The organism is Microcella sp., assembly GCF_019739195.1.
Lineage (GTDB): Bacteria > Actinomycetota > Actinomycetes > Actinomycetales > Microbacteriaceae > Microcella.
Genome location: NZ_JAHHDS010000003.1, coordinates 1,333,601 through 1,355,925, shown reverse-complemented (window position 1 = coordinate 1,355,925; position 22,325 = coordinate 1,333,601). Strand labels below are relative to the sequence as shown.

Below are 22,325 nucleotides of genomic sequence, written 5' to 3'. Positions count from 1 at the left end.
GCCCCGAAACATCGCCGCAACACGCCCCGACTAGGCTGACGCAATGGCCGACCTCTTCGACGGGTACGCGGCGACCGCCGCCCGTGCGGGCTCGGCCGTCGCCTTCGACGAGATGTTCGCGGCCGACAGCGAGGTGCGGCTGCCGTACCGGCAGATTCACGCAGCACTCGCCCAGATGAGCACCGACGAGCTGCGCGGGCGCACCGAAGCGCTCGCCGATTCGTACCTCGCCCAAGGCGTCACATTCGATTTCGCGGGCGAAGAACGCCCCTTTCCATTGGATGCTGTTCCGCGCGTCATCGACCGCGCCGAGTGGAGCCACCTCGAGGCGGGAGTCTCGCAGCGCGTGCGAGCGCTCGAGGCCTTCCTCACCGACATCTACGGCGCACAGCGCTGCATCGCCGACGGGGTGATCCCCGCGCGGCTCATTTCGAGCTCGAGCCATTACCACCGCGAGGCCGCCGGCATCGAGAGTGCCAACGGTGTTCGCATTCAGGTGAGCGGCATCGATCTCATCCGCGACGAGAACGGCGTCTGGCGGGTGCTCGAAGATAACGTGCGCGTACCGAGCGGCGTGAGCTACGTCATCTCGAACCGGCGCGTCATGGCGCAGACGCTGCCCGAGCTGTTCGTGTCGATGCGCGTGCGCCCCGTGGGCGACTACCCGAATCAGCTGCTCAACGCGCTGCGAGCATCCGCCCCCTCGGGCGTCGACGAGCCGAACGTCGTCGTGCTCACACCCGGTGTCTACAACTCGGCCTACTTCGAGCACACGCTGCTCGCGCGGCTCATGGGCGTCGAGCTCGTCGAAGGCCGCGACCTGTACTGCTCGGGCGGGCGCGTCTTCATGCGCACGACGGCGGGGCCGCAGCGCGTCGACGTGATCTACCGCCGGGTCGACGACGAGTTTCTCGACCCACTGACCTTCCGCGCCGACTCGATGCTCGGCACGCCGGGCCTCATGCTCGCCGCTCGCCTGGGCAACGTCACCATCACCAACGCGGTCGGCAACGGTGTGGCCGACGACAAGCTCGTCTACACCTACCTGCCCGACCTCGTGCGCTACTTTCTCGACGAAGACCCGATCATTCCGAACGTCGACACCTGGCGGCTCGAAGACCCGGGCGCCCTCGAAGAAGTGCTCGACCGCCTGCACGAGCTCGTCGTCAAGCCCGTCGACGGCTCGGGCGGCAAGGGCCTCGTGGTCGGCCCCGCGGCCAGCCGCGATGAACTGGAGGCACTGCGCGGCCGGCTGCTCGCCGACCCGCGCGGGTGGATCGCTCAGCCCGTCGTGCAGCTCTCGACCATTCCGACCCTGGTCGATGAGGGCGTGCGCCCCCGGCACGCCGACCTGCGCCCGTTCGCCGTCAACGACGGCCGCGAGGTCTGGGTTTTGCCCGGTGGCCTCACGCGCGTCGCGCTGCCTGAAGGGCAGCTCGTCGTGAACTCGAGCCAGGGCGGCGGCTCGAAAGACACCTGGGTCGTGGGTCAGTTGCCCATGGTCGCCGACAGTCATGACGTGCAGGGCATCGTCGCCGAGCAGGCCACGGTGACCCAGTCGATTCCGATTATCTACGACGCCTCGGCGCACGTGCCCGACCACAACCCCGCCGACGACCCGCGTCGCGCGCAAGAGCAGCAGCAACAACAAATCAAGAAGAGCTTGCGCGCTGGAGCTGGGGCGAACGCATCGCGTTCGCGCGACGCCAGCGCCGACGAATCTGCGATTCGTCGGTCGTCACGTCAGGGAGGGGGATCGTCATGCTGAGCCGAATTGCCGAGAGCCTGTTCTGGATCGGGCGCTACGTCGAGCGCAGTGACGGCACCGCCCGCATCCTCGACGTGCACCTGCAGCTGCTCCTCGAAGACCCCTGGATCGACGAAGACACCGCCTGCCGTTCGCTGCTCAGCGTGATGGGCAGCGACGCCCAGCCCGACAACGCGCTCACGCGGGCCGACGTGCTGAACATTCTCGCCGTCGACCGTTCGCATCCCGCCTCGATCGCCTACTCGCTCGGCGCCGCACGCGAGAACGCCCGTCGCGCTCGCGAGGTCGTGAGCACCGAGCTGTGGGAGGTGCTCAACACCACCCGCGCGCGCATGCCGCGCAAGGTCGCGCCCGAGAAGGTGCACGAGTTCTTCGGCTGGGTGCGCGAGCGCTCGGCGCTTGCCGTGGGCATCGTCGAGTCGTCGACGAGCCGCGACGAGGCCTACTCGTTCTTCACGCTCGGGCGCTCGCTCGAGCGCGCTGACATGACCGCTCGACTGCTCGCGACCCGCTCGCTCACCGAGGCGAGCGGACCGTCGTGGACGACGATTCTGCGCAGCGTCGGCGCGTATGAGGCGTACCTTCGCACCTACCGTGGTGTGCCGAGCGCCAAGAACGCCGCCGAGTTCCTGCTGCTCGACCGGCTCTTCCCGCGCTCGATCCTCTTCGCCGTGACGCGCGCCGAGAAGAGTCTGCGCGACATCGAGCCGCGCAGCGACCGCGCCGGCATCGGCGACCTGGCGCTGCGCCAGCTCGGGCAGATTCGTAGCGAGCTCGAGTATCGGCCGATCGCCGACATTCTCGACGACCTGCAGCGCCACATGGATGCGGTGCAGTCGGCGACGAGCGCGACGAGCGAGGCCGTGCGTCAGCGCTACTTTCCGACCAACGCGGCGCCGAGCTGGGTGGCCGAGAAACTATGAACCGTCTGCGCGTTCGGCACATCACCGGCTTCCACTACGAGGGCGAGGTGACGGCGTCGTACAACGAGGCCCGCATGCTGCCCGCGAGTGGCGACGGGCAGCTCGTGCTGTTCTCGCACCTCGACATCAGCCCGACCTCGTCGCAGCACCACTACGTCGACTACTACGGCACGCGCGTCACCGCGTTCGAACAGCTGGCCCACCACCGCGAGCTGTCGCTCACCTCTGACTGCCTCGTCGAGTTGCGTGCGCGCCCCTCCACTGCAGGAACCGTGAGCTGGGATGCTCTCGCCGACCTCGTCGAGCGCACCGTGCAGAACGTCGAGAGCACGGTGCAGACCCGGCTCACGACCCCGCCCGACGAGGTGGCCGAGCGCGCTCGCGAGCTCGCGAGCGCGGCCTCCGACCCCGAGTCGGCGGCCCGCGCGATCTGCGACTTCATCCACAGCGAGGTTGAGTACATGCCCGGCGTGACGGGCGTGCACACCACGGCCGCCGAGGCCTGGCAGCACAAGCGCGGCGTGTGCCAAGACATCACGCACCTCGCGCTCGGAGCCCTGCGCACCGTGGGCATTCCCGCCCGCTACGTCAGCGGCTACCTGCACCCCGTGCCCGACGCCGAGATCGGCCAGACGGTCGCGGGCGAGTCGCACGCCTGGGTCGAGTGGTTCGACGGCGCCTGGCAGGGCTACGACCCCACCAACGCCATCGACATCGCCGACCGCCACGTCATCGTCGGCCGCGGCCGCGACTACCGCGACGTGCCGCCTCTGCGGGGCGTCTACGCCGGGCCGTCGAGTTCGAAGCTCTTCGTGACGGTCGAGATCACGCGCGAGGGCTAGCCCTAGGTCTTGCGCATCTCAGCCTCGACGATCGCGATCTCCTGCGTCGCCGTGTCGAGGTCGCGCATGCGCGCGTCGTAGTCCTCGCGCTCCCGGTCGTCGCCGTCGTAGCGCACGCGCAGTCGCCACCACGGTTCATCGGCCGGGGTGCGTCGAATGCGCAGATTGCGCGTGCTGCGCATCCATGCAACGGCGATGATCGCCGCGGTGAGGCCCGCGAGGGCTCCCACCCCCATGGCCCAGCGCGCGCCGAGCTCGTTGGCGACGAGCCCGAGCACGGGGGCGCCGATGGGGGTGCCGCCCATGAAGATGGTCAAGTAGAGCGCCATGACTCGACCACGGATGCTCGCTCGCGTCGTCGTCTGCACGTAGGCGTTGGCGCTGGTGATCATGGTCAGCGCGAAGAAACCGATCGGAATCAGCGCGAGGGCGAAAAGCTCGAACGTGGGCATCACTGCGGCGATCGCCATGAAGCCCGCGAAGCCCAGCGCGGCGAGCGTGATGACTCGCAGCCTCGGGCGTTCGCGTCGAGCTGTCATCAGCGCCCCCGCGACCGAGCCGATCGCGATGACCGACGACAGCAGCCCGAAGTCGGCGGCTCCGCGGTCGAACTCGATGCGCACCATCGTGGCGGTGAAGATCGCGAAGTTGAACCCGAAGGTGCCCACGACGAAGACCATCGCGAACACCACGACGAGATCGGCGCGCTGTGTCACGTAGCGGATGCCCGCTCGCAGCTGCCCGCGCCCGCGACCCTGCTTCTTCATCGGGTGCAGCTCGCCTGCGCGCAGCAGCCCGAGTGCCACGAGCATCGCGGCGAAGGTGACGACGTTGATCAATATCACCCAGCCCGCACCGACGAGCACGGTGAGCAGACCAGCCACAGCAGGTCCGATCAGGCGGGCCGTGTTGAACGATGCCGAGTTGAGGGCCACGGCATTGGGCAGTTCGGCCGTGCCGACGAGCTCGCCGACGAAGGTCTGGCGGGCCGGAGCGTCGATCGCCGTGGCGACGCCGAGGCCGAGGGCGAGCAGATAGACCATCCACAACTCGGCGACGCCCAGCACGATGATGAGCCCGAGCGCGAGGGCCAGCAGCGCCTGCGCGATCTGCGTCATGGCGAGCAGACGCCGACCCGGAATGCGGTCGGCGATGACGCCCGCGAAGGGGCCGATCACGAGAGCGGGCCCGAACTGCAGCGCCATCGTGACGCCCACGGCGGCGGCATCGTTCTCGGTGAGCTCGGTGAGCACGAACCAGTCTTGGGCCGTGCGTTGCATCCAGGTGCCGATGTTCGAGATCAGCGCCCCGGCGAACCAGATGCGGTAGTTCACGCCCGCCAGCGAGCGGAACATCGCGTTCACGCGTCAGCCAGGCGATCGAGAACCGGACGCGCTGCCTCGAGTGCTGCGCGCTCGGAGGCGGTCAGCTCTTCGAGTCGAGAGTGGAACCACTGCCGCCGCAGCCGCCGCGTCTCGGCGATCACGTGCTCGCCGGCCGGGGTCAGCGTGACGCGCACCTTGCGCGCGTCGTCGTCGCTCGGGTCGCGGCGCACGAAGCCGCTCGCCTCGAGGGCGTTGAGGGTGCGGTTCATCGAGGGCGCGCTCACGCGCTCCGCGGTGGCGAGCTCACCCGGCGTTGTGGCTCCGTCGGTGCGCAGGCGCCACAGCACACCCAGTTGCGTGTCGCTGATGCTCTCGCCGGCGCGCTCGGCTCGTATGCGGCGGGCGAGGCGCTGGATGACCATGCGCAGCTGCTCGTCGGCGTCAGTCTCTTCGTTCTCTTTGCTCACTATCGTTAGCATAGCTCATGAGCCTGGCGAACAACCTGTGTGCGACGAGCGCTCGCGCCTAGGATCGAGCGCAGGAGGCCACTACCCATGCCGAAGATCACCGCCGAGCGCCAGCACCGCACCTTCACCGACCAGCACGGTGTCGTCGTGCATTACTACGTGTGGGCGCCGGGCAAGCCGAAGGGCGTCGTGCAGCTTGCGCACGGAGTCGGCGAGCACGCGCTGCGCTACGAGCTACTCGCGCAAGATCTCGTCGCCGCCGGCTACGCGGTCTACGCCGACGACCACCGCGGCCACGGCGCCACGGGCGTCGAGTACTGGAAGGGCGACCTCAGCAAGATCGGCAAGCTCGGGGTGGGTGGCCTGCGCGCCACGCAACAGAACCTGCTTGAGCTCACCGCGCTGGCGAAGGCCGAGCATCCGACTGTTCCCTTCACGATGCTGGGCCATTCGTGGGGCTCGCTTATGGTGCAGAACCTGCTCAACGAGGGTCAGCACCCCTACGACGCCGTCGTGCTGACCGGCACGGCATTGCGCACTCCCTTCGACATGAACGGCGGCGACCTCAACGCGCGCCACAAGCACCTCGGCACCACGGGGGCCGAGTGGCTCAGCCGCGACCCTGCCGTCGCCGAAGCCTTCGTGGCCGACCCGCTCACCACTGATGCGAAGGTGTTGCAGCTGTTCGGCGTGCGCGACGGTCTGCGGCTCTACGGCACGCCGAAACGCGTGCAGCCGCCCGTTCCGCTGCTCATCATGGTCGGCGACGACGACCCGCTCGCCGGCGAGAAGAGCGCCAAGAAGCTCGCCGACGCCTACCTGCGCAAGGGCGAACTGACCGACGTCGAGCTCATCGTCTACCCCGGAGCCCGCCACGAGGTCTTCAACGAGACCAATCAGCAAGAGGTGCGCGACGACCTCATCGCGTGGCTCGACAGCCGCCTCTTCGCCTCCGACTGATCCGCAAGGCGCGAAACTCGCTCTCCGTCCCGCTGCCGAGTCCGCTCCGCTGCGGAGCCCTGCCGAAGGGGTGCCCCGCGCCATCCGCGCGCGCACAGCAATGACAGCCGCGGCGCTTCCACAACTACGGAAGGGGTGAAGAAAGTTCGCCCGTTCCGTAGTTGTGGAAGTCACGGGACGGTGCTGCGGCAGAGCCAGAGCCAGAGCCAGAGCCAGAGCCAGAGCCAAGCGACAACGTGAGCGCTACGGTCGATCCGGCAACGAGATCGCCGTCAGCACGATGACGCTCGGCTCGAGTGCCGTGACGCTGTGCACGCCGTTCGGGATGCGCGCGAGCGTTCCCTCGCCGACGTCGATCGAGCGGGTCGCGTCGGTCAGACGGATGCGACCGCGCACGACCTGCAGCACGGCCTCGCCCGGATTCTTGTGCTCGGGCAGCTCGCCGCCCTCGGCGAAGCCGATCGCCGTCACGCGCAGCTGCTCGTGATCGAGGTCGATCTTCTGGGCCGCGCGCCGCTGCGGGCTCTCGGCGGCTTTCGCGAGCAGAAAGTCGGCCAGCACGGCAAGTTCCATCGCGATCGGGTCCATCCCCGCACCCTACGCTGATGGGCATGAGTCGCGCCCTCGCCCCCTTCATCGACGTCGCCGAACTCGACCGGCTGCTGGCTGCACGCGCCGTGGTGATCGTCGACAGTCGCTGGTACCTCGACGGCCGCTCCGGTGCCGAGGCGCACGCCGCCGGGCACGTACCGGGCGCCGTCTTCGTCGACCTCGATCGCTCGCTCGCGGGCCCGCCCTCGGCCGACGCGGGCCGACACCCGCTGCCCGAACCCGATGTCTTCGCACGCGGCATGAGCGAGGCCGGTATCGGCGACGAGTCGATCGTCGTGGTCTACGACGACGCGGGGGGAGTGATCGCGGCGCGGCTCGTCTGGATGCTCCGGGCTCTCGGGCTCGAGGCCGCCGTGCTCGACGGGGGAGTCGACGCGTGGCAGCGAGCGCACCCGCAGGACGAGCTCGAGACAGGGCCGGTCGACCCGGTGCCAGCATCCTTCACCGAACGCTCGTGGCCCGCGCACCTGCTCGCGACGATCGACGAGACCCAGGCGGCGGCCGCGGAGGGCACCGCGCTCGTGCTCGATGCGCGCACCCTCGACCGCTACCGCGGCGAGACCGAGCCGGTGGATGCTCGCCCCGGGCACATTCCGGGTGCGGCGAGCCTCTCGTGCCGTGACAACGTGGCCGCCGACGGCACGCTGCTTGATGTCGACACTCTGCGCGGCCGCCTGGCGGCGATCGGTGCCGATGAGCGCCCGGTCATCAGCTACTGCGGTTCTGGGGTCACGGCGTGCCACACCCTATTGGTCGTCGAGCATGTCGGCCTCGCGCCCGGCCGGCTCTACCCGGGGTCGTGGTCGCAGTACGCAGCAGACCCGGCTCGGCCCGCAGCCACCGGCGAATAGGCTGACAGCATGCACGCTGAATTCAAGGTGCCGGGCGGCAAGCTCGTCGTCGTCGACCTCGAAGCGGTCGACGGTCGCATCAGCGGCTTCCGGCTCGCGGGCGACTTCTTCGTCGAGCCCGACGAGGCCATCGCGGCCATCGAGTCGGCCGTCAACGGGCTGCCCGTCGACACCGACGCCGCGACGATCGCACGCGCGGTGCGGGATGCTCTGCCCGACGGCGCCGTGCTGCTCGGCTTCAGCCCCGAAGCGGTCGCGACGACCGTGCGGCGCGCGCTCGCGAGTGCCACGAGCTTCGCCGACTACGACTGGCAGCTGCTGCGCGGCCCGGCGCTCGCTCCGCTACAGCAGATGGCCGTCGACCAGGTGCTGTCGGAAGAGGTCGGCGAGGGCCGACGCGGTGCGACCCTGCGCATCTGGGAGTGGAGCAGCCCAGCCGTCGTCATCGGCTCGTTCCAGAGCGTCAGGAACGAGGTCGATCACGACAACGCCCAGAAGTACGGCTTCGAGGTCGTGCGGCGCATCTCGGGCGGTGGGGCGATGTTCATCGAGCCTGCGTCGGCCATCACCTACTCGCTCTATGCGCCCATCGAGCTCGTGCAGGGCATGAGCTTCGCCGACTCGTACGCCTTTCTCGACGAGTGGGTGATTCAGGGGCTGCAGGGTCTCGGCATCGACGCGAGCTACCAGCCGCTCAACGACATCACGAGCCCGCTCGGCAAGATCGGCGGCGCCGCGCAGAAGCGCCTCGGCGCGGGTGCCGTGCTGCACCACGTGACCATGGCCTACGACATGGATGGCGCGCGTATGGCCGAGGTGCTGCGCATCGGCCGCGAGAAGCTCAGCGACAAAGGCATCGCGAGCGCCGCGAAGCGTGTCGACCCGCTCAAGTCGCAGACCGGTCTGCCGCGCGACGAGGTCATCGAGCGGCTCATCGCGACCTTCCGAGGGCAGTACGGGCTCACCGACTCCGCGCTCACCGACGACGAGCTCGCTCGAGCGCAGGCGCTCGCCGACAGCAAGTTCTCGACGCCCGAGTGGCTCAACCGGGTGCCGTGAGGCTGGTTCGGTGACGTCACGATCGCGAGCCCTCGCGCTCATTCTGCTGCTCGCCGGCGTGCTCGTCGGCGGCATCGTGCTGTCGGCGATCACGGGTCAGCTGGCCATCACGCCGACCGAGGTCGCGGGCTCGCTGCTGCGCGCGATCGGCATTGACACTGTGTGGGCGCCGACCGACCCCATCATCGAGAGCACGCTGTGGGTCGTGCGGTTTCCGCGCATTGTCATGGCGCTCGTCGTCGGAGCGGCGCTCGCCGTGGCCGGTGCCGTCATGCAGGCCATCTTCGGCAACCCGCTCGCTGAGCCGGGCGTCGTAGGCGTCTCGTCAGGAGCCGCTCTCGGGGCGGCGACGGCGATCGTGCTCGGCGCATCCGTTCTCGGCGGAGCAGGGGTCGCGCTCTTCGCCTTCCTCGGCGGACTCGTCGCGACACTGCTGGTCTACGCAGTGTCGCGGGCGGGAGGCCGCACCGAAGTCGTCACCCTGCTGCTCACCGGCATCGCGGTGAACGCGATCGCGCAGGCCGGCATCGCCTTCGTGCTGTTCGTCGCCGACACGGCGAGCCGCGAGCAGATCGTCTTCTGGCAGCTCGGCTCGCTCGGCGGCTCGCTGTGGTCACAGGTCGCGATCGTCGCGAGTGTCACGGTCATCGGCGTTCTGCTGTCGTTCGCGCTCGCCCGGCGCTACGACCTGCTGTCGCTCGGCGAGCGCAACGCGCGGCACCTCGGCGTCAACGTCGAGCAGCTGCGCCTCGTCTCGATCGTGCTCGTGGCGCTACTGACCGGCGTGGCCGTCGCCTTCACGGGCATCATCGCGTTCGTCGGGCTCGTCGTGCCGCACATCATCCGCATGATCATCGGGCCGGCGCACCGCGGGCTCATTCTGGCGAGCGCCGTCGGCGGCGGGGCGCTGCTCGTGCTCGCCGACCTCATGACGCGCACCCTCGTGTCGGGTGCCGAGCTGCCCATCGGCATGCTGACGTCGCTCGTCGGCGGGCCATTCTTCTTCTGGCTGCTCTACCGCCAGCGCCGCCGCAGCGGGGGGTGGGCATGAGCGCCGAACCCGGCACGGCCGTCGTCATCGCCCGCGGTCTGCGCGTGCGCCGCGACGAGCGCGAGATTCTCGCCGACATCGACCTCGAGGTGCGCACAGGCGAGGTGCTCGCGCTCGTCGGGCCCAACGGCGCCGGAAAGTCGACACTGCTCTCGGTGCTCAGCGGCGACCTGCAGCCGGCGGCCGGCACGGTCGAGCTCGACGGCCGCCCGATCGGCTCGTTTCGTCCGCTCGAGCTCGCCCGGCGCCGTGCCGTGCTCTCGCAGGCCAACGTCGTGAGCTTTCCGTTCCGCGTCATCGAGATCGTGCAGATGGGGCGCAGTCCCTGGATCCGCACCGCCGAGCTCGCCGACGACCAGCAGGCCGTGCTCGAAGCCATTCGGGCGACCGACATCGAGCACCTGCTCGGTCGCCGGTTCACGACGCTCAGCGGCGGCGAGCAAGCGCGCGTTTCGCTCGCGCGGGTGCTTGCTCAGCGCACGCCGGTCGTCTTTCTCGACGAGCCGACCGCCGCGCTCGACCTGCGGCACCAAGAAGACGTCATGCGCCTCGCGCGCGAGCTCGCCGGCCAAGGCCGCGCGGTCGTCGTCGTCGTGCACGACCTCTCGCTGGCGGGTGCCTACGCCGACCGCATCGCACTGCTCGACGGTGGGCGGCTCGACGCCGTCGGCACGCCGACCGAGGTCATGACGGCCGATCGAGTCGGGCGTGTCTACGGGCTCGACGTGCAGATTCACCGCCTGGGAGCATCCGACCGCCCCATCGTGCTGCCGCTGCGCGACTGAGCACGCCGACTGTGCCCGTCTCGCATGACGGTGCTCATCCCGGGCGGGCACGCTCTAGCGCCACGGGCACTCTCGGTAGGCTCGACGAATGATCGAGTGGTGGGGGTGGGTGCTCATCGTGCTCGGTGTCGGCGTGATGGGCACGATCGCCCAGCGTCGCGGGTGGATCGACCTGCGGGGTGACGCGTCGCGTCGCGGTGGCTCGGGCGGCGGGCTCGTCGGCATCGGCGATGAGGTCTTCAACCCCACGCGCCACGAAGCGTCGATCGAGCTCGACCGGCAGACCACCTTGCCCGCGCCCGCGCCGATTCCCGGCGACGGCGATCTCGGAGTGATCCAGACCGAGGGCGACCCGGATGCCGGTGACGGCTACGAAGGAACTATCCGCCTCTAACGCGCTCGCCCGCAATCGCTGTGCGAGGTGAGGGTGCTTAGCGCGTCGTGAGCTCGGCGTACTCGGGGTGGCGGCGCATCCAGGTGACGACGAAGCCGCAGACGGGCTGCACGCGGTCAGACGTCTCCTCGCGCAGGTGGTCGAGAATGACACGCACGACCTCGCCTCCGACGCCTTTGTTGCGCATCATGGGCGGCACTTCGGCGTGCAACAGCCTCAGCGTCGTGCCGGCGTGCTCGTAGATGATGAAACCCTGCAACTCGTCGCCCTCATAGACGGCGTAGCGGTCGGCATCGGGTTCGTGGCGAACGGTGAGACTCATGCGGGCACCCTACTCGGTCGACTTCTGCTCCCACCGAGGCGGCTCGGCTGCGGGCGGGGCAGGCTGCTGAGGCGGGGCGGGCGGCGCTGACCTGCGACCCGACAACAGCTTCCAGATCGCGAGCCCGGCACCTACAAGCACCGCGGCGTCGTCGGCGAGGCCGAGCGGCCCGAGCACGAGCTCGGGCAGAATGTCGATCGGAGACGCGCCGTAGGCGATCGCCCCCAGGGCGACCAGCACGGCAGAGAGAATCGCGCGGCCTCGGCTCATGCCACCACGCTACCTGTCAGGCGCTCGCGCGCACGACGACCTCGGTCGGCATGATGTGCCGGCGCGGCATCGTCTCGCCGTCGAGCAGGCCCAGCAAAATACGCGCCATACGCTCACCCTGCTCGACCGAAGGCTGCCGCACGGTCGTCAGCGGAATCTCGCTCGCGAGAGCGGCGGGCGAGTCGTCGAAGCCCATGACGGCGACTTGGTCGGGCACCGACAGGCCGCGTTCGCGCAGCACCGTCACGGTGCCCATCGCCATGAGGTCGCTCGCGACGAAGATCGCGTCGAGGTCGGGGTGGGCATCGAGCAGCTCGCGCGTCGCTCGAACGCCACCGGCCAGAGTGAAGTCGCCGCGCACGACGGCGGTCGACTCGAGCCCAGCATCCGTCAGTGCCTTCTGCCACCCCGCCAGTCGATCGATGCCGGCGGGCATGTCTGCCGGGCCGGCGACCGTGCCGATGCGCCGACGCCCGTGCTCGATGAGATAGCGCGTGCCGTCAGCCGCTGCGATGGCGTTGTCGACGTCGACGTAGTAGCTGTCGGTCGACTGGGGATCGAGCGGACGACCGCCGAAGACGACGGGGATGCTCGCGCCGAGCTCGGCGAGCAAGTGGTCGTCGGTGTGATGCGAGACGACGAGAGCGCCGTCGACGTTGCCGCCGAGCAGGTAGCCCACCGTCTTGTCGAACTGGGCACCCGAGCTCGCCAGGTGCAGATTGAGAACGTAGTGGTTTCGTCGAGCACCCTCGAGATGCCGTGCACGATCGCGGCGAAGTAGGGGTCGCCGAAGAAGCGCGTCGTGTCTTCGGGAATCACGAGGGCGATCGCCATCGAACGCCGGTTCGCGAGCGAGCGCGCCGCGCGATTCGGGGTGTAGTTGAGTTCGGCGATCGCGGCGTTGACGGCGGCGAGTGTCTCTTCGGTGACGCGCGGCGACCCGTTGACGACACGCGAGACCGTGGCACGCGAGACGCCAGCCCGCTCGGCGACCATCTCGAGGGTGGGAGCACTGCGAGCGGTCATGCTGCACCGCCGGTTGCCATGGTCTGAATCCTAGTCAGCGGTGGCAGAGAGGTCGCGCGCCGCGATGATGGCGCGATAGGTCTTGCCGCTCGTCTTCACCGTGCGCTGCTGGGTCTCGTAGTCGACCCGCACGAGGCCGAATCGCTTGTCGTAGCCCCAGGCCCACTCGAAGTTGTCCATGAGCGACCAGTAGAAGTAGCCCTTGACGTTCACTCCGGCGTCGATCGCATCGGCGACCGCGTCGAGGTGCGCAGCCAAGAAGTCGGCCCGCTCGACATCGTCGACTGAGCCGTCATCGGCGACCACATCGATGTAGGCGGCGCCGTTCTCGGTGACGTACAGCGTCACGCCGGCGGGCTTCGCATACTCGTCGTCGATGCGCGTGAGCAGGCGGGTGAGGCCTTCGGGCTGCACCTCCCAGCCCATGGCGGTCGTCGGCAGGCCGCGCGGGTGGGTGAAGATGCCATCACCGACCGGGAAGGGCGAAAGTTTTTGCCGCTCTGACGGGGCGGCGGTCGAGAGCGGAACGTCAGCCGGGGGCCGGGCGCTCACGGCGTTGCCGTGGTAGTAGTTGATGCCCAGCGCGTCGATCGGGGTCGAGATCACCGCGAGGTCGCCGTCGAGCACCGGCAGGCTCAGGCCCCGCTCGTCGAGGTCGGCGAGCAGGTCGGCCGGGTACTCGCCGCGGAAGATCGGGTCGAGGAAGAGCCGATTGTGCTGCGCGTCGATGCGTCGTGCTGCGTCGAGGTCGGCGGTGTCGCTCGGGTCGACCGGGTCGGGCACGGTCATGTTGAGGGTGATGCCGAGGCTGAGCGTCGAATCAAGCTCGCGCAGTCGCTGGGTCGCGAGACCGTGCCCCAGCAGCAGGTGGTGCGCAGCATCCATCGAGGCCTGCGGATCTTGCCGACCCGGCGCATGCTCACCGCTCAAGTAGCCGAGAAACGCCGAGCACCACGGTTCGTTGAGTGACGTCCAGTTCTCGACGCGGTCGCCGAGCACCGAGTGCACGTCGGCCGCGTAGTCGGCGAACCGCAGAGCCGTGTCGCGCGCGGGCCAGCCGCCGCGCTCTTCGAGGGCCTGCGGAAGATCCCAATGGTAGAGCGTCAGCCACGGCGTGATGCCGGCGGCCATCAACTCATCGACGAGTCGGCTGTAGAAGTCGAGCCCCGCGGCGTTGGCGGTGCGGCCGTCGGGCTGCACGCGCGCCCACGAGGTGCTGAAGCGGTAGACCTGCACGCCGAGATCGCTCATCAGGGTGACGTCGCCGCGGTATCGGTCGTAGTGCTCGCAGGCGCGCTCGCCGCTCTCGCCGCCGACGACGGCGCCCGGCACGCGGCTGAACTTATCCCAGATCGAGTCGGCGCGACCGTCTCGGTGCGTGGCTCCTTCGATCTGGTACGCCGCGGTCGCGACGCCGAACAGAAAGTCGGCCGGAACCGGGCGCGACGATGCGACCGTCGCAGGCGACGTGGTGGTGTGGGCGGTCATCCCTTGATAGCTCCCTGCATGATGCCGCTCACGAGGTGACGGCCGGCGACGACGAACAAGATCAACAGTGGGATCGTCGACAGGATAACCCCGGCCATCACGACCGAGTAGTCGACGAAGTAGTTGCTCTGCAGCAGCGAGAGCGCCACGGGCAGCGTCGGGTTCTGGCGGTCGAGAACGATGAAGGGCCAGAAGAAGTTGGTCCAGGTGGCGATGAAGATGAACAGCGCCAGCATCGCCGCAGCCGGTCGTGCCGCGGGCAGCGCGACCGACCAGAACGTGCGGATCATGCTCGCTCCGTCGACGCGCGCGGCCTCGATGAGCTCGTAGGGCAGCGCCTGCGCGAGGTACTGCGTCATCCAGAAAACGCCGAAGGCACTCACCACTGCGGGCAGAATGACGGCCCACAGAGTGCCGGCGAGCTGCAGCTGGCTCATCGCGATGAACAGCGGAACGACACCCAGCTGGGTCGGCACCGCCATGGTCGCAATGACGAAGATCAGCAGACCGTTGCGACCGCGGAATCGCAGCTTGGCGAACGCGAAACCCGCGAGCGTCGAGAACAAGACGACGGATGCTGAGACCACGGTCGAGACGATGATCGAGTTGCCGATCGCACGCCAGAAGTTGACGCTGTCATCGGCGAGCACCGAGATCGCGTTGTCGATGAAGTTGCCTCCTGGCCACCACACGATGTCTTGCTGCGTGATCGTGGTGGAGTCGCCCGAGCCGATGAGGAATGACCAGTAGATCGGAAACATCGAGCCGAGCATGATCGCCGTGAGAAAGCCGTAGGCCTTCCAGCCGGGGCGCTGGCCGTTGACGAGACCGCGGCGGCGGCGACCTGCGGGACGCCGCTCCAAGAGTCCGGTGCCGGTCATGATGCCTTCGCAATCGATCGGGTGATGGCCACGTTGAGCAGCCCCACAATGATGATGATGAGAAAGAGCAGCCAGGCGACCGCGGCGGCGCGGCCGAAGTTCAGCTGGCCCCAGCCGAGGTTGTAGAGGTAGATGGTGATCGTCATCCACTGGCTGCTGGCGCCGCCCTGACCGGTCTGGTCGTACAGGCGCGGCTCGTCGAAGATCTGCAGGCCGCCGATCGTCGAGGTGACGATGACAAAGATCAGAGTCGGGCGCAGCTGCGGAATCGTGATCGAGAAGAATTGCCGCACGATGCCTGCGCCGTCGATCATCGCGGCCTCGTAGTAGTCGCGCGGAATCGCTTGCATCGCCGCGAGCAGGATGAGGGCGGTGTAGCCGGTCCAGCGGAAGTTCACCATGGTGGCGATCGCGAAGTGGCTCGCGAGCACATCCGAGTGCCAGCCGATGGGGTCGATGCCGATCTGGCCCAGCAGGTTGTTGACGAGGCCGTACTGGTCGCCGAACATGTTGCTGAAGATGAGGGTGACCGCGACAGGGGCGACCACATACGGCAGCAGCACTCCCATGCGCCAGAAGGTCTTGGCGCGAATGTTGCGGTCGAGCACGGCGGCGATGAAGAGGGCGAGAGCGATCTGCGGCACGGCGGAGATGAGGAAGATCGAGAAGGTGTTGCGCAGCGCGATCCAGAACGGCGGGTTCGAGAGCACGAAGGCAAAGTTGTCGAAGCCGACGAAGTCGCCTTGGCCGCCGATGAGGTTCCACTCGTGCACCGAGACCCACGCCGTGTAGAGCAGCGGGAACAGGCCGGTGATGGCGAAGAGGATGAAGAAGGGCGAGATGTAGAGGTACGGCGAGACCTTGACGTCCCAGCGTGAGAGCGTCTGCGAGACGGCGATGCGCCGGACCGAGCGCTCCTTCTTCTTGATGGGCGCGGAGAGGCCCGTGTCAGGTGCCGACTGGGTCGCGGGCGCAGACTGCCCGGCCTCGGTTCGGGGGGCTGATCGCCCGGTGTCGGTCGTGGTCATGAGCGCTCCCGGCGGTGAGTAGAGCTAGACGAAGAGGGTGAGACGGAGACGGGGGCCGAGCGCGGTCGAGCGCGCGGCCCCCGTTCCTGTCAGGTGGTGGCTAGAGCGCGTTCACGTCAGCGACGAACAGCTCCCACGAGCTCTCGATGGTGTCGGTACCATCGACGTCGACGCGGGTCAGCGCGCGCTGCAGCGCATCGTTGATCGGGAAGTACTTCACGCTCTTGAAGGGCGCGACGCCGATCGCGTTCGAGCGGTCGATCAAGATCTGGCCGACCGGAGCGTTGTTGAAGTACTCGTTCGTCGCCGCCTGCAGCTCGGCCGACTCGTACGCCTCGACCTGGCTGGGGAACGTGCCAGCCGCAGCGAACGCAGACATCTGCTGCTCAGGGGCGGTGAGCCACGCGGCGAGCTTCGTCGCGGCCTCGATGTTGGCGCCCTGGGCGGGAACGGTCAGGTACGAACCGCCCCAGTTTCCGCCGCCGCCGGGGAAGACGTTGGCGACGTCCCAGCCGGTGACGTCGGGTGCGTTGCCCGAGATGACACCGAGCATCCAGCCGGGGCAGAGCATCGTCGCGAACGCGCCGTTGGCGAGACCTGCGAACCAGTCGTCGCTCCACTGGCCGAGGTGCGCCGACAGAGTCGAGCTGGCGTTGAGAACATCCGTGTAGATCGCCTCGACCTCGGGGTTCTCGGTGGCGATGACGGTGCCGTCAGCCTCTTCATAGGCGAACTCGACCTGGTTGATCATGCCCTGGTAGGTGGCACCGGCCGAGTCGAACCAGGCAGCGCCCGATGCGTCGACGTATTCCTGACCGACCTCGAAGTAGCGGTCCCAGTCGCCCTCCAGCAGAGAGGCAACCTCGTCGCGGTCGGTCGGCAGACCGGCGGCGGCGAACAGATCGGAGCGGTAGCAGACGGCCTCGGGGCCGATGTCGGTGCCGTACGCGACGAGGCGGCCATCGGCATCCGTCGCAGCGTCGGTCTTCCACTGCACCCAGCGGTCGGCGAGCTCGGGGTCGGAGAGGTCGGCGAGACGGTCGCTGTACTGCATCATCTCGGCGAACCAGTCGACCTCGACGGCTTCGACATCGGCCAGGCCGCTGCCGGCGCCCAGCTTCGTGAAGAAGTTGTCGCGAGCGTCGTTCGAGGTCGCCGCGCGGTTGTGCACGATCGTGACGCCGGGGTTCTCGGCTTCGTACTGCGCGAACATCTCGTCGGTGTAGCCGAAGTCGTTGAACGTGGCGACCGTGAGGGTGATGTCACCCCCCGCTTCAGGGGTCTCGGTCGAGCTGCTGCAGCCCGAGGCGATGAGGGCGAAGGCTGCGGCGCCGGCGAGTGCGGCGGCCGCTGTGCTGCGTCGTGAAAGATTCACGGTCACTCCTTCGTGTGCGTGGTGGGTTGAAGTGAGAGCGCTCTCATGCGGTGGTCGTGAGAGCGCTCTCACGTTGAGGGAACACTACGCAGGAGTGGTCTGGAATGTCAAAGAAATTTCCATATTGATGTGAAATAGCTGGTCAGAGGCTTCTCGCCGCGCAGGTGCTGCGGCATCAATCGAACGTCTGACGCCGCAAAGAGAACCGCTCTTCCGGGCTAGGCTCGTGCGGTGACCCGAAGAATCCGTCTGCGCGCCGTGGCCGCGATCGTGACGGTCCTCATGCTCGGCGGGTGCGCATCCCAACGCGAACCGATCCCGGTACCGACGACGCCCACCCCCACGCCGACGGTCACCCCGACGCCGACTCCCACGCCGACGCCGACCCCGACGTTCGACGCGACGCGCTACTCGATCGACGACCCCGCGTCGCTGTGGGTGGTCGTCAACAAACTGCGGCCGCTGAACCCGGAATCGTACGCGCCGGGCGACATCGTGCGCGTGCCCGTGCCCTACGCGAACGAGCCGTTCTTGCGACAGGAGGCCGCCGATGCGGTCGTCGCACTGTTCGCGGCCGCCGAAGCCGAGGCGGGGCTGCGCCTGCAGGCGCAGAGCGCCTACCGCAGCTACAACGTGCAAGTGCGGGTCTACAACGGCATCGTCGCGTCTCGCGGGCAGGCCTACGCCGATGTGCGCAGCGCACAGCCGGGCCACAGCGAGCACCAGACCGGACTCGCGATCGATATCAGCTCGCTGCCGGCGGTGTGCGCACTCGACCCGTGCTTCGGTGACACCGACCACGGCCGATGGTTGGCTGCCAACGCTCATCGCTTCGGATTCCACTTGCGCTACCAACCCGACATGACACCGATCACGGGCTACAGCTACGAGCCGTGGCACTTCCGCTACGTCGGCGTCGAGCTCGCGACCGAGCTGCACGAGACCGGCGTGCGCACGCTCGAAGAGTTCTTCGGGCTGCCGCCCGCCCCGACCTACGCGGGCTGAGCCGCCCTTGCCAGGTGGCGCCCGACGGGTCTAGCTTTCGCGCATGGACTACACGCGCAGCATCACTGTCGCAGGAGAACGCGAGGCGGTCGCGGCGCTCTTCGTCGACTATTCGACGTGGGCCGAGTGGCAACCCAGTCTGCTGTCGATCGAGGTGCTCGAGGGTGCGCCGCCCGCGCAGGGTGCCCGCTCGCGGCTCACCTTTCGTCGCGGCAAGAACGGCGCGATGGTGATGACCGAGACCGTCGAGCTCAGTGAGCTGCCCGAGAGGTGGAGTGTCGTCTACGAGGTCGCCGGCGTGCACAACATCTGCGAGACCCGATTCGAGAAGGTGGATGCTCGCACGACGCTCGTCGAGCAGCGCAACCTGTTCCGCTTCACCGGATTCATGCGCGTGGTCGGCCTGCTCTTCGCGCGCAGCTTCCCTGCCGAGACGCAGAAGTCGCTCGAGGCCTTTCGAGACTTCGCAGAGTCACGAGCAAAGTCGTAGCGCACGGGTTCGTCGACAGCATCGCGCGGCCCGGAATCGCTGGAGATACGACGTTATACTTCACCTATACCAGCGATCAGCGGCACGACAGGAGCACCCGTGGTCACGACTCCCGAGGGCTTCCTGGCTCAGCCGATTCTGACGTCGCCCGGCCAGCCGCTCAGAGTCGCCGTTTATTCGCGACTCTCCCTCGGCATTAGGTCGGGTGTTCTGCCGGCCGGCAGCATCCTGCCTCGTGAGACCGAGCTGGCCATCGTGCTCGGGGTGAGCCGCACCGTCGTGCGCGAGGCACTCATGCTTCTCGAGGAAGACGGTCACATCGTGACTCGACGCGGAATCGGGCGCTTCGTCGCCGATGCGCTGCCTCGCCCCGGGCTTGAGCGTCTGCAGTCAGTCGAAGCGCTACTGGGCGACCACGACCTCGAGGTGCAGGTGATTGCCTTCAACGTTCAAGAGCCCACCGACTTCGTCACCGACTACGTCGCCATCGAGCCGGGCGGTCAATCATGGTTTCGGGAGTCGGTGTTGTTGCGGGAAGGTCGGCCGCTTGCGCTCGTGCAGGAATACACGGCCGATGAGCCGCAACTGGCCGGGGTCAGCGCGGCGCTCGCCGCTGCGTTCCGCCGGGCACAACCCGACGGACAAACGCTCATTCGGTCGCTCATCGAGAGCCTCGGCGCAGATCTGGCGCCCGGGCTGTGCGTGCTAACTGCGAGCATCGCCGGACCCACGAGAGCTTCGCACCTCGGCATCAAGGCCAGTGACCCTGTGCTGCTACTGACCCAGACCGCGCTCGTCGGCGGCACTCCCGTCATTGTGGCGAAGTCTGCCTTCACGCCTGAGGCAGGCCACCTCTCCGTCGCGCAGAACGGCACGAGCCGCTAGAACGACGTGCTGAGCGAGACCGTCGACCTTAACGCCGCACGCGCCAGTTCCGCGTTGAATGCACCAGTGCAAGCACGGTCAGAGCGAGCGCAAGCGTTCCGCCGAGAGTGAAGGCGGCCTGCGGGCTCGCTGATTCCACGAGGGCACCGCTCGCCGCCGTCACGAGAGCTTGTCCGACGACGAGGCTGCTCTGCAGGGTGACGAGAACCGTGTTTGTGCGGTCGGCAGGCGCTGCGATGGCGCCCAGGCTGAAGAGCGCGACCAGTGATGCGCCGACGCCGCACCCCGAGACGAAGAGGGCGATGACGGTGATCACCAGGTCGCCGCTGAGCAGCAGCAGCGAGAGCCCGACGACCGAAAGCAGTGCTGCCGCGACCCATCGGCTTTCGAGGGTGACGCTGGCGGGAAGGGCGATCATGGCCAGTGCAGTGGCGATGGCTCCGACGCTCATGGCACCGTACAAAAGACCCGTCTGCTCGACGGCGCCGAGCTGCTCGAGCAGGCCGGTGAGGCCGGTGAGAGTGGCCCCGAAGATTCCTCCCACTGCGAGCATTGCGAGCACCAGTGTCACGAGCTCGGCAGTCAGGAGCGCTGAGATCGGCGTGGCCGGGGGGCGCAAACCTTTCGCGGCAGCGCTGCTGTCGAGGTCTGAGGTTGGCTCCGTCTGCGTCCGGCTCGCGGGCACCAGCCTCGCCGTCGGATGCACGGCGAAGAGGGGGATCACGGTCGCCGTCAGCACCACCGAGAGCACGAGGGGGGCCCATGGGGCGATCGCGGCGCTCGCCAGGCCCACGATCACGGGGCCGAGCACGAACGAGGCCTCGTCGGCCATCGACTCATAGCTCATCACGACAGAGCGAGCGCGTTCGCGCATCGCGACCGGCGCATCGCCCGCGGCCCCGAACAGACGCGCCCGCGAGAACGGAGCCACCTGCGGCGTGGTTGCCCCGAGCAGTGCCGCGCCGGCGATCAGCACGAACACAGAGACAGTGCTCTGCACCAGGAGCAGAAAGGTCAGAGCAATGACCACGCTGCAGGCCGCGAGTGTCAGCAAAACAGCCCGTTGGCCCAGTCTGTCGGCGAGGGCGCCTGACAATGGGCCGACGACGGCGGTGCCGAGTCCGGCGCTCGCCGCGAGCACTCCGGCGAGCGCGAGCGAACCCTGCTCGACAGCGGTGATCGTGAGTACTCCGACGATCATCATTGCGAAGGGCAGTCGGCCGACGAAGGCGAGCGGAAAATAGGGTCGCCCGACTGCTCGGCCCAGCATCCGGAATACGCGGGGGGTGGTCGACGGCACGGTCATGACGGTGCTCCGGTCACGATAAAGGAAGGACGGGGAGATGGCGGGGCAAAGCACGAGAGCGCCCGGTCGTGGAGGACGACCGGGCGCTCTCTGCATGCATCAGCCTCAGGGCGAGGAGGGCGAATCGACGACGAACTCTCCGTCGATGATGGCCTGCTGCAGAGCCTCAACCTCGGCGATCAGTGAGGCATCGAGCTTCGACTCCCACTCGTGGAATGGGGCGATGCCGACGCCGCCGTTCTCGAGCGTGCCCACGTAGGGGTCAGACGAGAAGCCGCCCTCGAATGCCGCCAGGGTGACCTCGCGCGTCGCGGTGGTGAGGTTCTTCATGACCGAGGTCAGCATGTAGGCGCTGTACTCGGGTGCGGTTACCACGGCGTCAGAGTTGACTCCGATGATGGCCGCGTTCGTGCCCTGCTCGTCGACTGCGTCGATCGAGGCGATGAAGAGGGTGCCAGCGACGGGCATGATGACATCGGCGCCCTGGTCGAGCAGGCCGAGCGTGATGTTCTTGGCCTGCAATTGGTCGTCGAAGCTGCCGACGAAGAGGCCGTTCTGCGCCTCGCGGTCCCAGCCGAGCAGCTGCACGTCAGTGCCGTGAACCTCGTTGTAGTGCTCGATGCCGATCTGGAATCCGTCCATGAAGACGGTGACCGAGGGGAAGGGCATTCCGCCGTAGGTTCCGACGACACCCGTGGTCGAGGCGCCTGCGGCGACATAGCCGGCGAGTGCCGCGGCCTGCGCGGTGTCGAAGAGCACCGGCTTCACGTTGTCGAGCACGAGCGGGCTGAAGTCGTCATTTGCGACAGCGCTGTCGATGAGGGCGAAGTTGACGTCTTCGTTGACAAGCGCGCTGTCACGTGTCGCGTTTGCCAGGGCGAAGCCCACCGTGACGATGAGGTCGCAGCCTTCGTCGACGAGCGTGCCGATGTTTCCTGAGTACTGATCCTCAGACGACGATTCGGCACCGCGGGCTTCGACGCCGATCTCGGCCGCAGCCTCTTGCACGCCGGTGAAGGTCAGCTCGTTGAAGTCGTTGTCGTCGAAACCGGTGAGGTCGCTCACTGCGCAGGGCAAGAAGTCGGGCGCTTCGGCCTCGTCGGTCGTGCCGGGCTCAGGAGCCGCGGCGCACGCGCTGAGGGCGAGCGCGATGAGGGCGGTGCCGCCGATGATGGCGAACCGGGTGCTGTTCTGGGTGCGTCGGTACATGGT

General features: G+C 68.1%; 24 protein-coding genes and 1 pseudogene. 12 read left to right on the top strand and 13 right to left on the bottom strand.

What is annotated here, in order from left to right; translation table 11 throughout:
• Nucleotides 1-43: 43 nt before the first annotated feature.
• The 3 genes from KL788_RS08345 to KL788_RS08335 are packed head-to-tail and all read left to right on the top strand — an operon-like array spanning nt 44 to nt 3,533.
• On the top strand, nt 44-1,768 hold the full coding sequence (locus KL788_RS08345) for a circularly permuted type 2 ATP-grasp protein (protein WP_293170295.1): 1,725 nt from the start codon (nt 44-46) through the stop codon (nt 1,766-1,768).
• Nucleotides 1,762-2,691, top strand: coding sequence for an alpha-E domain-containing protein (locus KL788_RS08340; protein WP_293170293.1), 930 nt, complete (start codon nt 1,762-1,764; stop codon nt 2,689-2,691). Before KL788_RS08345 ends, KL788_RS08340 begins: the two co-directional genes overlap by 7 nt.
• Complete coding sequence (locus tag KL788_RS08335; RefSeq protein WP_293170291.1) at nt 2,688-3,533, top strand: transglutaminase family protein; 846 nt, start codon at nt 2,688-2,690, stop codon at nt 3,531-3,533. Before KL788_RS08340 ends, KL788_RS08335 begins: the two co-directional genes overlap by 4 nt.
• A 2-nt stretch (nt 3,534-3,535) precedes the next feature.
• Here KL788_RS08335 and KL788_RS08330 read toward each other — a convergent pair whose 3' ends face one another.
• Together KL788_RS08330 and KL788_RS08325 are read right to left on the bottom strand one after the other, a co-directional pair.
• Nucleotides 3,536-4,888, bottom strand: a complete 1,353-nt coding sequence (locus tag KL788_RS08330) for an MFS transporter (protein WP_293173261.1) — start codon at nt 4,886-4,888, stop codon at nt 3,536-3,538.
• Between the two features lie 5 nt (nt 4,889-4,893).
• Nucleotides 4,894-5,325: a MarR family winged helix-turn-helix transcriptional regulator gene (locus KL788_RS08325; protein WP_293170289.1), complete on the bottom strand. Its 432-nt coding sequence runs from the start codon at nt 5,323-5,325 to the stop codon at nt 4,894-4,896.
• A gap of 87 nt (nt 5,326-5,412) precedes the next feature.
• Between KL788_RS08325 and KL788_RS08320 the strand changes: the two genes are divergently transcribed.
• Entirely contained in the window at nt 5,413-6,285 is an 873-nt protein-coding gene (locus KL788_RS08320) for an alpha/beta fold hydrolase (RefSeq protein WP_293170287.1), read from the top strand.
• A gap of 243 nt (nt 6,286-6,528) precedes the next feature.
• On the opposite strand, the gene KL788_RS08315 is transcribed toward KL788_RS08320, so the two are convergent.
• Nucleotides 6,529-6,873 carry a LuxR family transcriptional regulator gene (locus KL788_RS08315; RefSeq protein WP_293170285.1) on the bottom strand — a complete coding sequence of 115 codons (345 nt, stop codon included), beginning with the start codon at nt 6,871-6,873 and terminating at the stop codon, nt 6,529-6,531.
• 23 nt (nt 6,874-6,896) lie between these two features.
• Between KL788_RS08315 and KL788_RS08310 the strand changes: the two genes are divergently transcribed.
• From KL788_RS08310 to KL788_RS08290, 5 genes are all read left to right on the top strand, one after another.
• A complete protein-coding gene (locus KL788_RS08310) occupies nt 6,897-7,748 on the top strand; it encodes a sulfurtransferase (protein ID WP_293170283.1) in 852 nt (283 codons plus the stop codon).
• A 9-nt stretch (nt 7,749-7,757) separates the two neighbouring features.
• On the top strand, nt 7,758-8,807 hold the full coding sequence (locus KL788_RS08305; RefSeq protein ID WP_293170281.1) for a lipoate--protein ligase family protein: 1,050 nt from the start codon (nt 7,758-7,760) through the stop codon (nt 8,805-8,807).
• A 10-nt stretch (nt 8,808-8,817) separates the two neighbouring features.
• Complete coding sequence (locus KL788_RS08300; protein WP_293170279.1) at nt 8,818-9,858, top strand: FecCD family ABC transporter permease; 1,041 nt, start codon at nt 8,818-8,820, stop codon at nt 9,856-9,858.
• Nucleotides 9,855-10,643: a heme ABC transporter ATP-binding protein gene (locus tag KL788_RS08295; protein WP_293170277.1), complete on the top strand. Its 789-nt coding sequence runs from the start codon at nt 9,855-9,857 to the stop codon at nt 10,641-10,643. Before KL788_RS08300 ends, KL788_RS08295 begins: the two co-directional genes overlap by 4 nt.
• 88 nt (nt 10,644-10,731) lie before the next feature.
• Nucleotides 10,732-11,037: a hypothetical protein gene (locus tag KL788_RS08290; RefSeq protein WP_293170275.1), complete on the top strand. Its 306-nt coding sequence runs from the start codon at nt 10,732-10,734 to the stop codon at nt 11,035-11,037.
• Between the two features lie 37 nt (nt 11,038-11,074).
• Here the strand turns inward: KL788_RS08290 and KL788_RS08285 are convergent, their stop codons facing one another.
• From KL788_RS08285 to KL788_RS08255, 8 genes and pseudogenes are all read right to left on the bottom strand, one after another.
• Nucleotides 11,075-11,359, bottom strand: a complete 285-nt coding sequence (locus KL788_RS08285) for a GNAT family N-acetyltransferase (RefSeq protein WP_293170273.1) — start codon at nt 11,357-11,359, stop codon at nt 11,075-11,077.
• Nucleotides 11,360-11,368: 9 nt separating this feature from the next.
• Nucleotides 11,369-11,629 (bottom strand): DUF1232 domain-containing protein, encoded by a 261-nt coding sequence (locus KL788_RS08280; RefSeq protein ID WP_293170271.1) that lies wholly within the window; start codon nt 11,627-11,629, stop codon nt 11,369-11,371.
• Between the two features lie 16 nt (nt 11,630-11,645).
• The gene (locus tag KL788_RS08275; protein ID WP_367120430.1) at nt 11,646-12,308 is read right to left on the bottom strand and encodes a LacI family DNA-binding transcriptional regulator; all 663 of its coding nucleotides are present in this window, start codon (nt 12,306-12,308) and stop codon (nt 11,646-11,648) included.
• 248 nt (nt 12,309-12,556) lie between these two features.
• Nucleotides 12,557-12,625, bottom strand: a pseudogene (locus KL788_RS14105) (LacI family DNA-binding transcriptional regulator); the annotation flags it as partial.
• A gap of 60 nt (nt 12,626-12,685) precedes the next feature.
• The gene (locus KL788_RS08270; RefSeq protein ID WP_293170269.1) at nt 12,686-14,143 is read right to left on the bottom strand and encodes a GH1 family beta-glucosidase; all 1,458 of its coding nucleotides are present in this window, start codon (nt 14,141-14,143) and stop codon (nt 12,686-12,688) included.
• A complete protein-coding gene (locus KL788_RS08265) occupies nt 14,140-15,024 on the bottom strand; it encodes a carbohydrate ABC transporter permease (RefSeq protein WP_293170267.1) in 885 nt (294 codons plus the stop codon). Before KL788_RS08265 ends, KL788_RS08270 begins: the two co-directional genes overlap by 4 nt.
• Complete coding sequence (locus tag KL788_RS08260; RefSeq protein ID WP_293170265.1) at nt 15,021-16,052, bottom strand: carbohydrate ABC transporter permease; 1,032 nt, start codon at nt 16,050-16,052, stop codon at nt 15,021-15,023. The genes KL788_RS08265 and KL788_RS08260 overlap by 4 nt, the downstream gene beginning before the upstream one ends.
• Before the next feature lie 100 nt (nt 16,053-16,152).
• Nucleotides 16,153-17,427: an ABC transporter substrate-binding protein gene (locus tag KL788_RS08255; RefSeq protein ID WP_293170263.1), complete on the bottom strand. Its 1,275-nt coding sequence runs from the start codon at nt 17,425-17,427 to the stop codon at nt 16,153-16,155.
• Between the two features lie 231 nt (nt 17,428-17,658).
• On the opposite strand from KL788_RS08255, the gene KL788_RS08250 reads away from it, so the two are divergent.
• The 3 genes from KL788_RS08250 to KL788_RS08240 all read left to right on the top strand — a co-directional run bounded on the left by KL788_RS08250 (nt 17,659) and on the right by KL788_RS08240 (nt 19,807).
• The gene (locus tag KL788_RS08250) at nt 17,659-18,432 is read left to right on the top strand and encodes a M15 family metallopeptidase (protein WP_293170261.1); all 774 of its coding nucleotides are present in this window, start codon (nt 17,659-17,661) and stop codon (nt 18,430-18,432) included.
• 43 nt (nt 18,433-18,475) lie between these two features.
• Nucleotides 18,476-18,922: an SRPBCC family protein gene (locus KL788_RS08245; protein ID WP_293170259.1), complete on the top strand. Its 447-nt coding sequence runs from the start codon at nt 18,476-18,478 to the stop codon at nt 18,920-18,922.
• Nucleotides 18,923-19,021: 99 nt separating this feature from the next.
• The gene (locus tag KL788_RS08240) at nt 19,022-19,807 is read left to right on the top strand and encodes a GntR family transcriptional regulator (protein WP_293170257.1); all 786 of its coding nucleotides are present in this window, start codon (nt 19,022-19,024) and stop codon (nt 19,805-19,807) included.
• A 28-nt stretch (nt 19,808-19,835) separates the two neighbouring features.
• On the opposite strand, the gene KL788_RS08235 is transcribed toward KL788_RS08240, so the two are convergent.
• Together KL788_RS08235 and KL788_RS08230 are read right to left on the bottom strand one after the other, a co-directional pair.
• On the bottom strand, nt 19,836-21,107 hold the full coding sequence (locus KL788_RS08235; protein ID WP_293170255.1) for an MFS transporter: 1,272 nt from the start codon (nt 21,105-21,107) through the stop codon (nt 19,836-19,838).
• Between the two features lie 111 nt (nt 21,108-21,218).
• Nucleotides 21,219-22,322, bottom strand: a complete 1,104-nt coding sequence (locus tag KL788_RS08230) for a BMP family lipoprotein (protein WP_293170253.1) — start codon at nt 22,320-22,322, stop codon at nt 21,219-21,221.
• Between the last annotated feature and the right edge of the window lie 3 nt (nt 22,323-22,325).